Here is an 11,590-nt window from a genome sequence, read left to right on the forward strand (position 1 = left end):
GGAAAAGACGATGACTATTGAATTTGCACCCTATCCGTTCACGGCCCGGCAGTACCCGGCCCGCATTCCGCCGCTCGAAGCCGGAATCGACGCCACCCGCCACAAGGTGGCGATCGTCGGCGGCGGGCCGGTGGGCCTGTCCACCGCCCTCGGGCTGGCGCGGCAGGGTATCGCCTCGGTGCTGATCGAAGCGGACGACTCGGTCTGCCAGGGCAGCCGCGCTATCTGCATCTCGCGCCGCAGCCTGGAGATCATCGAGCGCCTGGGCGCCCTGGAGGGCTTCCTCGAGACCGGCCTGCCGTGGACCGGTGGGCGCAGCTACTACCGCGACACCGAGGTACTGCACTTCACGATGCCGCAGGACGACAACCAGAAGCTGCCGCCGATGGTCAACCTGGCCCAGTACCACATCGAGGAACTGCTGCTGGAGGCGGCCGAAAAATATCCCGGCCTGATCGACATCCGCTGGCAGACCCGCGTCACCCGCCTCGAACACGGCGACAATGGCGTGACCCTCGGCCTCGGCACGCCCGAGGGCGACTACGCGCTGGAGGCCGACTGGCTGGTGGCCTGCGACGGCGGGCGCAGCACGATCCGCGAAGCGATGGGACTGCAGCTGCGCGGCGAAAGCTACGAGGGCCGCTACATCATCGTCGACATCCAGCTCGAGAGCGAGCGCCCGACCGAGCGGCTGGCCTACTTCGACCCGCCATGCAATCCCGGCTCGACGGTGCTGGTGCACAAGCAGCCGCACAATGTGTGGCGCATCGACTACCAGGTGCAGGACGGGGAAAACGCGGAGGAAGCGGTCAAGCCCGAAAACGTGCTGCCGCGCGTGCAAAGCCTGCTCGATATGATGGGCGAACGCGGCCCGTGGGCGCCGGTCTGGATCACGATGTACAAGGCGAACGCGCTGACGCTGGAGAAGTACCGCCACGGCCGCGTGATGTTCGCCGGCGACGCCGCCCACCTGGTGCCGATCTTCGGCGTTCGCGGCGCCAACTCGGGGATCGACGACGCCGACAATGTGGCGTGGAAGCTGGCTTACGTGGTCAAGGGTCTCGCCGGTGAAGGCCTGCTCGACAGCTATTCCAGCGAGCGCGTCGCAGCGACATACGAGAACCTCAGCTACGGCACCAAGAGCACCGAGTTCATGGCGCCGCCCTCCTTTGCCTTCGACCTGATGCGCACCGCCGTGCTGGGACTGGCCGAGAAGCACGCGAGCGTGCGGTCGCTGATTAATCCCCGCCAGAGTTCGGCTATCACGTACACCGGCTCGCCGCTGAATATGCCGGACCAGGATGTGTGGAGCGCGGGCCCTGTCCCAGGCGCGGTCCTGCCCGAATGCCCGCTCACGGTGTTCAATGCGGCGAATGGATCTCCAGGCCACGTAACCGACTTGCTTGGCACTGGAATTACCGCACTCTGCTTCACGGCGGCCGCCATGGTTCCGTCGCAGCTGGAAGTTTTCGCTGACTCCATGCGCGAAAAGGGAATCGACCTGGCGGTGGTGCCGATCGCTATAACACGTCCGCTGGATCCCACGTCGCGCTGCGCCTGGGATGACACCGGCCGCCTGTTCGCCATGTACGGCGCGGCGCCGGGCAGCGTCTACCTGGTCCGTCCCGACGGCCATGTGCTGGGCCGCTGGCAGTCGCCGGCAGCGGATCAACTCACCGCCGCGGTCGAACACCTGCTCCAGCGCGCCGCAAAATAACCGAGGAAAGGAAGCTTCATGAACGATAGCGAACTCGATGCCGTCTACACACGGCTTTGCAAGACCATGACCCAGCTGGGCGCGGACAAGTCGCCCCTGTTCCTGGCCCGCTTCGCGCTGCTGGCGATTGGCCAGATCGGCGATCCCGATGTCGTAGGGCGACTGGTGGACGAGGCCGCCGAAGGCCTCGAGGAATGATCAGAAATCCGGCGTCGGCGCCGGATACGTAATGCACATGCCCGTCACGCGCGCGAACGGCGTGAGCGCATGCTGCTTGCGGGCGTGCGGCCCGATGATGTGCTCGACCCGTACTCCGCGAATCAGCAGTGCATCGGCGATCAGGGAGCGGTGGCAGCGCCACGGGACGGCTTCGGCGCACATCAGGACGCAATGCTCCCGGCCTGCCGCGGATGCCAGCTGTTCAAGCTCGGCCCGGAATGCATCCGTTTGCATGTAGTCGGCATAAGCGCGAAACGAGGCATTGCGCCAGCCTGCGTTGGGTGATTCGGGACGCGCGCGGCGCAATCCACCCAGCCCTGGTACATGAGTGTAGGAGATGCCGGCCGCCCCGAGCGAGGCGGCCAGCTGCTCTTTGCCGAATTGCGGATTGTGGCGCGAGCCCGGTACTGTCCTGACATCGAGCAGCCGTGTGATTTCGTTGCGTTTCAAAAGGTCCAGGAAGGTCTCGATCGGCCGGTTGGAATGGCCGATCGTGCAGATCAGTGGCGCAAGATTGCATTGACGTTGGGCGACCGGCGGCGCAGTGTCGATAGCAACCGGATCGCTCGCGGGAAAACTTTCACGCAATGCTTCGTCCAGTGCCTGCTCCGTGTGTTCATTGCTGGCCATTCTTTCCCCTGCATTCGGGCCTACCATCCACATTCTGCAGGAATACAATGAGGGCCGCACGTTCGGCAGGATCTGGAACCCCGGAATAGCCCATGCTGGTACCCGGCACCGCAGCCGTGGGATTCTTCAGGAAGCGGTTCAAGGTCCGCGCCGTCCACACGATGTCCGAGGCCTTCATGGCGTCCGAATACGGGAACCCCGCAACGCTTCCCGCGCGCCGCCCGAACAGCCCGCAATGGCGCGGGCCGGTCCGGTCGTACGCCAGCGCATGGCAGCCCATGCATCTGGCGTAGACCGCCTCGCCGGCTTTCACCTTCTCCGCGGTGGGCCCGGCCGCTGCCGCCAATGGAAGCGCAAGCAAAGCCAGCCCGGCCGCAAACACGTTCATCACGGATCAGGACACGAAAGCCGAAGGTACCGGCACCTCGCCCAAGGCCTGGCGCAGCACGGCCCAGTGCATTGCTTCGTCCCCGAGGATGCTGGCTGCCGCCTTCGACAGGTCGCGGTTCGCGAACAATGGCACGGCGCCCAGGTAGGCGCTTACCGCGCCCTTTTCGAGTGTGGCTGCGAAACGCAGCACATCGGCCTGGTTCTTTAGCGTTTCAGTCGGGAACATATAGTTCGGTTTCGCGAGCACTGCCTTCCCGCCGAGCGTGACGATGGTCTTCGACAGCAAGTCGGCGTGCTCCTTGTGATGCCCCTGGAAGGTTAACGCGATCGCCTTCAGCGGCGGCTGCAACAGCCCACTTTCGGCACCGACCTGGTAGGCCGCGATCGCTTCCAGTTCGGCGGCAAGCGCGGTATTCAGGATGCGGACGTCGGCAATGTTCGCGTCCTTTCCTTTTGTGGCGGCCAGGGCGTCGCGCCCGGCCAGCAGTGCTACAGCTGCCCCCGAAAGCAACAGTCCGGATGTCCCGAGAAAACCCCGGCGGGCGGTAACGGGCTCGAGCGAACCCTGATCGATGAGAAATGACATGTTGGCCTCCTTTTCGTTGATGTCGAACATTAGATGACGGCAGATCGCCTGGCGTTCCCGACGACTTGTATCGGCAAGGAGCCGGTCGGGCATCAGGCCAGCAGCGCTTCCAGCTCGCGCGCCGTCACAGCCGTCGAGAACAGGAATCCCTGGGCAAAGTTGCAGCCCATCGATTCCATCAGCGCCAGCTGTTCCGGCGTTTTGGCCTCGGGGAAAACCGCGATGCCGACGCTTCCCGAGACAAACACGCGGTCCATGTCCAGCGAGAACGGCGCACTGATCTCGCGGATCAGGCTCCGAAGCAGGGTTTCGGTATCCGCAGGCGGGGCGCTTCCGGGCAGGATGATCGCGAATTCGTCGCCGCCCAGCCGGGCAACGGTCGATTGCGCCGGCCTGGAACTCGTCAAGGTCGAGCAATAACAGGGAAAAGCCGCCGCCGCCCTCTTCCGCCTCGCTGATCTGCTGGCGCAGCCGCTGCACGAACATGACGCGGTTGGGAAGCCCGGTCAGGGAATCGAAATGCGCCTGGTTCCAGATCACCTCCTCGCGCCGCTTCAATTCCGTAATGTCGCGGATAATCCCGAGGATATGCATCGCTGGCCGCCAATTGAAATCAACTCGCTGACATGCTGCCGGTTGCGGATCTCGCCGACTTGCGCCATCCGGAAATTCGCTTCGACTTCAGGGCGCCCATTCTGGATCAGGCGCGGCCGTGACGGAATGAGGAAAAGTGTCGCCACGTTTGCCCCCAAGCGTCGCTGCTCAGCTCAAAAATCTGTGCGGTCTGTTCAACAATAATACAAAATGCGGATGTAAGGAGGGCGGGTTCGCGAAATACCTGTTAGCGCAGCATGGTGCACTTGCCGCCATCACCCGGAAGCGGTGTATCGGCTTTTTTCAGCGTCCGCAGCACGAGCTGGATTCTGTGGCGGATTCCTGGAATCTTGTAGAGCCTTCGCGCAAAAGGCTTCGTAGTCGCGCGCTGTCCTGACTGCCATCCGGAATGAAGTGTCGTAGTCGCCGAAATCAGTAGCCTCCCAGCTTACTTCGGGAACGATTCCAGCGCCACGTCCGAATTCATACAAGGTCTCGTCGTTTCTTGGTCTTGTTACTATTCTTTTTTGTATTACCTTTTCACTGTTAATTTTACTTACACTCTTTGTCTTCGATTTAATATCTATATCCCATTTTGTTCTTTGGCATGTAATTTTTGATTATTCTTCATGCTTTTTGCTTTCTCATATTTGTCTGTTTCTCTTTCTCCTGTTCTTTTGTTTTCTTTGCTCTTTTCATTCCTTCCTAGTTTTTTTTTTTGATTTTATCAGTTTCGTTCATTCTCTCTTTCTTTTTCTTGTTTTATCATTTTGATTCAATATTATTTTATTTGAATTTTTATTTCTTCCTTTAGTTCCCATATGGTTTTCTGTATTTGTTTTTCTCTTTTCTTTTCTTTCATAACTGCGTGTTTCTGGTGGTGGTGGTTTCTTAATTTTTTATCTTAGTTTTGTCTTTGTTCTGCATTAATTAATAACGATTTATCTTTTATTTTTTTTAATTTGTTTCATCTTGTATCAACACTTCTTATGTTACGTTCCTTGGGCCTTCGGTCATCGCAGCGAGTAGACCTGAACGATCACCGGTGTCCGGTAGGCGTTGGGCCAGGTCGACCTTGATTGTGTAACCCAGGATTGCCCTGGCATCCGTTATCCGCTTGATGCGATTCCAGCATGAGGTCGTGGAAAGCCCGACCAGCCGCCCGATCTCCTGCAGCGTTGTGCGCGAGTCGTCCAGCAGTACGCGCAGTATCGCCCAATCGCTGGCGTCGAATGCTTTTCCGATTTTTTCGTCCTTTTCCACTTTCTTTCCTATTTTCGCCGCAATAAGCGGAAATTATGAAGCACTTTCAGGACGCCGGTGGATAAAATTTAGAAATGAAAACCTCACCCAATGAACTCCAACCCGTTTCCGAGGCGGCCAAAGCGGCCGCCGTCCCGACCGGCGCCCAAGTGCTGCTGCGCACCCTGGTCGATTGCGGTGTCGATACCGTTTTCGGCTACCCCGGCGGCGCCGTGCTTCCCCTTTACGATGCGCTGCACATGGAACCGCGCCTGCGCCACGTGCTGGTCCGCCACGAGCAGGCGGCGGTGCATGCGGCAGAGGGGTACGCGCGCTCGACCGGCCGCCTCGGTGTCGTCTTCGTCACCTCAGGTCCCGGCATCGCAAATACCACTTCGGGGCTGCTCGACGCCCTGAGCGATTCGATTCCCGTGCTGTGCATCAGCGGCCAGGTGGCGACCACCTCGATCGGCACGGATGCGTTCCAGGAATGCGATGCACTCGGCATTTCGCGGACGGTAACAAAGTGGAACGCGCAGATCCACGATGCCGGCGAGATCGCGAATACCGTCCGCCATGCCGTCCGGGTGGCGACAGGCGGCCGGCCCGGACCTGTCCTGATCGATATTCCAAAGGATATCCAGGCCCAGCGCTGCGGCGCCGAACCAGCATCGCCGCGCGGTGTGCCCGCCGCTGTATCAGTGGACATTCCCGATGCCGCACTGGAGCATGCCGCCACGCTGATCGCGGAATCGCGGCGCCCGGTCTTCTATGGCGGCGGCGGCTTGATCAACGCCGGTGAAGATGCCTGCGCACGTTTTGCAGAAATCGTGCGGCGGAAAAACGGCCCCTGCACGCTTACCTTGATGGGACTGGGCGCGTTCCCGGCATCGAGTCCGCAGTGGCTGGGCATGCTGGGCATGCACGGCACGCTGGAAGCGAACCTCGCCATGCACGAGGCCGACCTGGTGGTCTGCGTCGGCGCCCGTTTCGATGACCGCGTCACCGGCAAGCTCGCGCATTTCTGCCCGGGGGCGCGCATCATCCACATTGACATCGATCCGGCCTCGGTCGACAAAGTCGTGCGCACCGATGTCGGCCTAATCGGCGATTGCGATGCCGTACTGGAGGCCCTCCAGCAAAAACTGGACGCGCTGGAGATCGATCCTGCAAGGACTGCAGCATGGTGGCAGCGGATCGAATCATGGCGGGCACAGGACTGCCTCGGGTTCACCAGCGCCTCGCCGCGGATCGTGCCGCAGCAGTTGATGGCGACGCTCGCGGGCCAGCTGAGGGGAGCCGGCGCCATCGTCTCCACCGACGTGGGACAACACCAGATGTGGGCGGCGCAATACCTGCCCTTCGACGCGCCACGGCGCTGGCTGACATCCGGAGGCGCAGGCACGATGGGCTATGGCTTGCCGGCCGCGATAGGCGCCCAGGTAGCACATCCCGGCAAGCGGGTTGTCTGCGTGACCGGCGACGCCTCGTTCCTGATGAACATCCAGGAGCTGGCCACCGCGGTACAGCACCGCTGCCCGGTCAAGGTGGTGCTGTCCAATAACGGCTGCATGGGAATGGTACGGCAGTGGCAGGAACTGCATTACGAGGGGCGGTACAGCCACAGTTACACCGAGGCGCTGCCGGATTTCGTGGCGCTTGCGCGCGCTTTCGGATGGCAGGCACGGCGCGTCGAACATGCGGGCGAACTCGACGAGGCACTGAAGGAATGCATGGCGTCAGACGGACCGTTCCTGCTGGACGTCGTTGTCGCCCAGACGGAGAACTGCTACCCGATGATTCCGTCCGGGCATGGTCATCACGAGATCATGGCCGAAAAGGATCGCTGGTACGAGCGCTGATGCACCACTGACGGCGTTCGGCTAGTAAGATGCTGGACTCAACCAGACAAAGAGGCAGCATGCACGCGACCAAACAGATCTCGGTGGACCGGCACGATCTGGCGATCCTCGCCGAGCTTCAGCGGGACGGCCACATCACCAACAGCGCCCTTGGCGAGAAGGTCCACCTCTCGACCTCGCAAGTGGGCCGGCGCGTCCAGCGCCTGCAGGACGCCGGGGTGATCGACCACTTTGCCGCCGTGCTGGACCCGATGGCCATCGGCCTCGGCGTGATGGCATTCGTCCAGGTGGTACTGGGCAGGCACGGCGACGTCCAGGGCGAACAGTTCGAGCGCGCCGTAGCCGACATGCCGGAGGTGCTGGAGTGCTTCGCAGTGACTGGCGAAGCGGACTACATGGTCCGGATCGTGGCGCAGGATCTCGCCGCATTCTCCACCTTCATGATGAACCACCTGCTGCGCGTTCCGGGCGTGACCAACGTGAAGTCCAACATCGCGATCAAGAAGATCAAGCAGCTCAACGTCCTGCCGCTCGACCACGTTACGCAGCCGAACCCGTCGAAGCAGAAGATTTATTTCACCCCAGCGTAGTTTAATGCATATTTTGTGCGCAAATTAGCCATCTGCGTGCACCGGTTGCGCACTTTGTGCGCGCGATCCGCACTAACATGTTCTTCGATACGCCAGGGTTGCGACCCAGTGGCGCAAACTAAAACAGGAGAATGATGTGAGCGATCTTTGGGACAACCCGATGGGGTTGACGGGCTTTGAGTTTGTCGAATTCGCGTCGCCGACTCCCTGTTTCCTCGAACCGGTGTTCGAGAAGCTGGGCTTCAAGAAGATCGCGAAACACCGCTCGAAGGAAGTGTTCCTGTACCGCCAGGGCGACATCAACTTCATCGTCAACAACGAGCCAGGCAGCGCCGCATCGTATTTCGCCGCCGAACATGGGCCATCCGCTTGCGGCATGGCGTTCCGCGTCAAGGATTCGCACAAGGCGTATGCGCGCGCACTCAGCCTCGGCGCACAGCCGATCGACATTCCGACCGGCCCGATGGAACTGCGCCTGCCCGCGATACGCGGCATCGGCGGCGCGCCGCTGTATCTTATCGACCGCTTCGAAGAAGGCAAGTCCATCTACGACGTCGATTTCGAGTTCTTCGAGGGCGTGGGCCGCCAGCCTAAGGGCGTAGGCCTGACCTGCATCGACCACCTTACCCATAACGTCTACCGTGGCCGCATGAGTTACTGGGCCGACTTCTACGAGCGCCTGTTCAACTTCAAGGAGATTCGCTACTTCGACATCAAAGGCGAGTACACCGGCCTGACGTCGAAGGCCATGAGCGCGCCGGACGGGAAAATCCGCATTCCGCTGAACGAGGAATCGTCGAAGGGCTCAGGCCAGATCGAGGAGTTCCTGATGCAGTTCAACGGCGAAGGCATCCAGCATATCGCGTTGTACACCGACGACTTGGTGACGACCATCGACCAACTGAAAGAGGCCGGCGTCCCGTTCATGGTGCCGCCACCAGCGACTTACTACGAAATGCTGGGCGAACGCCTTCCCATGCATGGCGAACCGGTGGGTGAACTGCAAGCGCGCGGCATCCTGCTCGACGGCAGTACCACCGACGGCGACAAGCGCCTGCTGCTGCAGATCTTCTCCGGCACCTTGCTGGGCCCGGTATTCTTCGAATTCATCCAGCGCAAGGGCGATGAAGGGTTTGGAGAGGGTAACTTCAAGGCGTTGTTCGAATCGATCGAGCGTGACCAGGTCCGGCGTGGCGTGCTGCAGGTCGAAGCACGCTAGCAAAACGGGCGGCATGTGCCGCCCGCTTCCTTAACGGCCAGGCGGGGGACCACCGCCAAAGCCTGGTCCCGCCCTGCCTGGACCACCTGGCCCGCCCGGCCCACGGCCGCCGGCGAACGATCCGAACCGGTACGACAATCCCGCAAATACCACACGGCCGTTAAAACGGCGCAGGCTTTGCTCGCGCAGGCTGGCGGTTTCCGTAACCGTCTCGATCTTCTGCGAATCGAACAGGTCGCTGATATTCAAGACGAAGCTCAGCGCCTGGGTGAGATTGCGGCGGTAGCTCAGGTCGGCCGTATTGGTCGGCTTGCGATAGCCCTCGCCGAACAGCTGCTTGCCCTGTGCGTTCAGGGACAGCTGCAAGTTGTTCTTCGCATCGATCTGGTAGCCCACGCGCGCACGGCCAGTCACGGACACCGCGCTGCGTCGGCCGTCGCCAGGGTTGGCGCTGCCAAGCACCGTCTGCTCGCTGTATCCGACATTCCCGCTCGCGTTGAGAGTGAGCTTGTCGGTCGCCCTGCCGCTGAACGTGAATTCAACGCCGGCCGAGCGGCTGCTGCCTGCATTTTCGCGCGTCGTCAGCAACACGTCGTCTTCCAGCAGCAGGCGGCGTTCGGAGATCAGGTCGGTATCGTGGCGCGCATACAGGCGCAGGTTGGTTTCCACCTTGCCCAGCTTGGTCTCCATGCCGATTTCCAGCGAGTCCGATTCGCTTGGCTTCAAATTCGGGTTGCCCGACGAGACATTCAACTCGTCGCGGTAGATCACGAACGGGTTCAGCTCGGCCGCGTTGGGGCGGCGAATGCGGTGCGCATAGCTGAGCCGCAGCGTGGTGTCGTCGGACAGGCCGTAGGTAACGAAGGCGCTCGGGATCAGGTCGGTGGAGCTGTTCGTCGCATGGATGCCGGTCGTGACCTGGTGCATGTCCAGCTCGTTGTACTCGGCACGAAGCCCACCCAGCATGCTCCACTGGCTGTCGACGCGGTACTGGTAGGAGCCGTACAGTGCCACCGTGGTGTCGTCCAGCTCGAAGCGGTTGGTGCGTGAGCGGTTCACCGACTCGGCCAGCGTGAGCGTATCCGTATCGAAGAACATCGTATCGAAACTGTTGCCGGTGCGTGCCAGCTTGTAACCGAGCTTGAGCAGGCCCGTGCCCAGCGGACGCTCGTAGTCGCCGGTGAAGTCCGCCACGCGGGTATCGGTGGCGTTGTCCTGGCGCGTCAGGCTGTCGAGCGCGCCGGGCGGACGCACTGCATAGCGGCTGGCGAAGCGGACGTCGCTGTCGGCGTCGGTGCCGGACAGGCGCAGGTCGAGCTTGAAGACCTCGCCCGGCAGGCTGCCCTTGTGGTCAAGCCGGCCACCGAGACTGTAGTTCTTGTTGACAGCTTCGCGCACGGTAGTGCGGTCGTATTCATTGTCGACCACGCCGCCTGCGCCGGTGCTGCGGTAGCGCTCGAGCGAGTCGCCATCGTTCGTGAACTCGTTATAACTGGCACTCACGCCAACTACATCGCGCTCGCCCAGGTTGTAGGTGGCCGAGCCGTTGAATCCGGCGGAGTCATTGCGGCTGTCGCCATCGGACAACTGGGTGCTGCGCGATACCGCGCCCGTGACCGGGTCGATGCGTTCGCGCACCGTCTCGCCGCTGGTATCGCGGCCATCGTGGCGGCGGTGCAAACTGCCCTGCACGCTCATGCGCCCGGTCGTGTAGCTGCCGAAGGCCGAGCTGTTGTACCGGCCGGACGAACCCACGTTGGCGTTGACGACGGCGAAGCCGCCCGGGCTGCGTTCGCGACGCATCACCAGGTTGATGATCGGCCCGCCGCCGCCTTCGTTGCCGAACTGCGCGCCGGGATTGTTGATGACCTCGACCGATTCGAGGTCGGCGGCCGGCAAGGCATTCAGTGCGGCGGCGCGGTTATCGCCCTGCATCATGGCTGACGGCTTGCCGTCCATGAGTATCTGCACGTTGCTCTTGCCGCGCACGGTCACGGCGCCATCCGGGTCGACTGCGAGCGAGGGTACTTTGTTCAGCGTATCGGCGACCGTGTCGTTCGACGTGGCCGGGTCGGCCTTCACGTCATAGACCTGACGGTCGATGCGGTTGGACAGCTTGGCGGCGGTGACCGTGACGGTCGCTTGCGGTTCGACCTGTTCCTGTGGTGGCGCTGGAGTTTCCGGCGCTGGCGCTTGCGCCTGAGTTACGGACTGCTGCGCGCCTGCCGGCTTCGACTGGCCAGGCTTCGGCTGTGCCGGCTGGGTTAGCTGCGTGGCTTGGGTTTGCTGCGTTTCCTGAGCCCAGCTCGGGGCGGCTGCGACGACGGCGCCGGCCAGTAGTGGAATGAGTCTAGCGTTGTGACGAGTGCGTGGCGTGACGATGACAATTCTCCGAAATCATTGAGGCCGTTGGGCCGCCAGCATTGTCGCACAACTTGTCATTCAAGAAACTTAGCAGTAGCTGAAGCATGTGCGGCCGAGCCGATCGCATAGTTGGGCCGGCAGCAGAAATTGCCAGAACCCGCGGCGGCCTGCATGCGT

10 protein-coding genes and 1 pseudogene are annotated in these 11,590 nt (G+C 61.7%); 5 read left to right on the forward strand and 6 right to left on the reverse strand.

What is annotated here, in order from left to right; all coding sequences use genetic code 11:
• The first annotated feature begins 10 nt into the window (after window positions 1-10).
• Both D3872_RS15685 and D3872_RS15690 read left to right on the forward strand, forming a co-directional pair.
• The gene (locus tag D3872_RS15685) at window positions 11-1,717 is read left to right on the forward strand and encodes an FAD-dependent oxidoreductase (RefSeq protein ID WP_119811694.1); all 1,707 of its coding nucleotides are present in this window, start codon (window positions 11-13) and stop codon (window positions 1,715-1,717) included.
• 18 nt (window positions 1,718-1,735) lie between these two features.
• Entirely contained in the window at window positions 1,736-1,915 is a 180-nt protein-coding gene (locus D3872_RS15690) for a DUF2783 domain-containing protein (RefSeq protein ID WP_119811680.1), read from the forward strand.
• Here D3872_RS15690 and D3872_RS15695 read toward each other — a convergent pair whose 3' ends face one another.
• From D3872_RS15695 to D3872_RS15710, 5 genes and pseudogenes are all read right to left on the reverse strand, one after another.
• Window positions 1,916-2,566: a DUF488 domain-containing protein gene (locus D3872_RS15695; RefSeq protein ID WP_119811681.1), complete on the reverse strand. Its 651-nt coding sequence runs from the start codon at window positions 2,564-2,566 to the stop codon at window positions 1,916-1,918.
• Window positions 2,553-2,954: a c-type cytochrome gene (locus D3872_RS15700; RefSeq protein WP_119811682.1), complete on the reverse strand. Its 402-nt coding sequence runs from the start codon at window positions 2,952-2,954 to the stop codon at window positions 2,553-2,555. Before D3872_RS15700 ends, D3872_RS15695 begins: the two co-directional genes overlap by 14 nt.
• 6 nt (window positions 2,955-2,960) lie before the next feature.
• Window positions 2,961-3,542 (reverse strand): ferritin-like domain-containing protein, encoded by a 582-nt coding sequence (locus D3872_RS26575; protein ID WP_229459352.1) that lies wholly within the window; start codon window positions 3,540-3,542, stop codon window positions 2,961-2,963.
• A 92-nt stretch (window positions 3,543-3,634) separates the two neighbouring features.
• A pseudogene (locus D3872_RS27505) lies at window positions 3,635-4,136 on the reverse strand (diguanylate cyclase domain-containing protein).
• A gap of 987 nt (window positions 4,137-5,123) precedes the next feature.
• A complete protein-coding gene (locus D3872_RS15710) occupies window positions 5,124-5,399 on the reverse strand; it encodes an Lrp/AsnC family transcriptional regulator (protein ID WP_119811684.1) in 276 nt (91 codons plus the stop codon).
• 74 nt (window positions 5,400-5,473) lie between these two features.
• Between D3872_RS15710 and ilvB the strand changes: the two genes are divergently transcribed.
• The 3 genes from ilvB (at window position 5,474) to hppD (ending at window position 9,049) form a co-directional block, all read left to right on the forward strand.
• On the forward strand, window positions 5,474-7,240 hold the full coding sequence (gene ilvB / locus D3872_RS15715; protein ID WP_119811685.1) for a biosynthetic-type acetolactate synthase large subunit: 1,767 nt from the start codon (window positions 5,474-5,476) through the stop codon (window positions 7,238-7,240).
• A 59-nt stretch (window positions 7,241-7,299) separates the two neighbouring features.
• A complete protein-coding gene (locus D3872_RS15720) occupies window positions 7,300-7,830 on the forward strand; it encodes an Lrp/AsnC family transcriptional regulator (protein WP_119811686.1) in 531 nt (176 codons plus the stop codon).
• 136 nt (window positions 7,831-7,966) lie between these two features.
• A complete protein-coding gene (gene hppD, locus D3872_RS15725; protein ID WP_119811687.1) occupies window positions 7,967-9,049 on the forward strand; it encodes a 4-hydroxyphenylpyruvate dioxygenase in 1,083 nt (360 codons plus the stop codon).
• Window positions 9,050-9,079: 30 nt separating this feature from the next.
• Here hppD and D3872_RS15730 read toward each other — a convergent pair whose 3' ends face one another.
• A complete protein-coding gene (locus tag D3872_RS15730) occupies window positions 9,080-11,437 on the reverse strand; it encodes a TonB-dependent receptor domain-containing protein (protein ID WP_502567652.1) in 2,358 nt (785 codons plus the stop codon).
• Window positions 11,438-11,590: the final 153 nt, after the last annotated feature.

This window comes from Massilia cavernae (assembly GCF_003590855.1).
GTDB lineage: Bacteria > Pseudomonadota > Gammaproteobacteria > Burkholderiales > Burkholderiaceae_D > Telluria_A > Telluria_A cavernae.

What these genes read in the sequence shown, in the direction of transcription:
- D3872_RS15690 (WP_119811680.1), top strand. Translation starts at nt 1,736, where the DNA reads ATGAACGATAGCGAACTCGATGCCGTCTACACACGGCTTTGCAAGACC.
- D3872_RS15720 (WP_119811686.1), top strand. Translation starts at nt 7,300, where the DNA reads ATGCACGCGACCAAACAGATCTCGGTGGACCGGCACGATCTGGCGATC.
- ilvB (WP_119811685.1), top strand. Translation starts at nt 5,474, where the DNA reads ATGAAAACCTCACCCAATGAACTCCAACCCGTTTCCGAGGCGGCCAAA.
- D3872_RS15685 (WP_119811694.1), top strand. Translation starts at nt 11, where the DNA reads ATGACTATTGAATTTGCACCCTATCCGTTCACGGCCCGGCAGTACCCG.
- D3872_RS15700 (WP_119811682.1), bottom strand. Translation starts at nt 2,954, where the DNA reads ATGAACGTGTTTGCGGCCGGGCTGGCTTTGCTTGCGCTTCCATTGGCG.
- D3872_RS26575 (WP_229459352.1), bottom strand. Translation starts at nt 3,542, where the DNA reads ATGTCATTTCTCATCGATCAGGGTTCGCTCGAGCCCGTTACCGCCCGC.
- D3872_RS15695 (WP_119811681.1), bottom strand. Translation starts at nt 2,566, where the DNA reads ATGGCCAGCAATGAACACACGGAGCAGGCACTGGACGAAGCATTGCGT.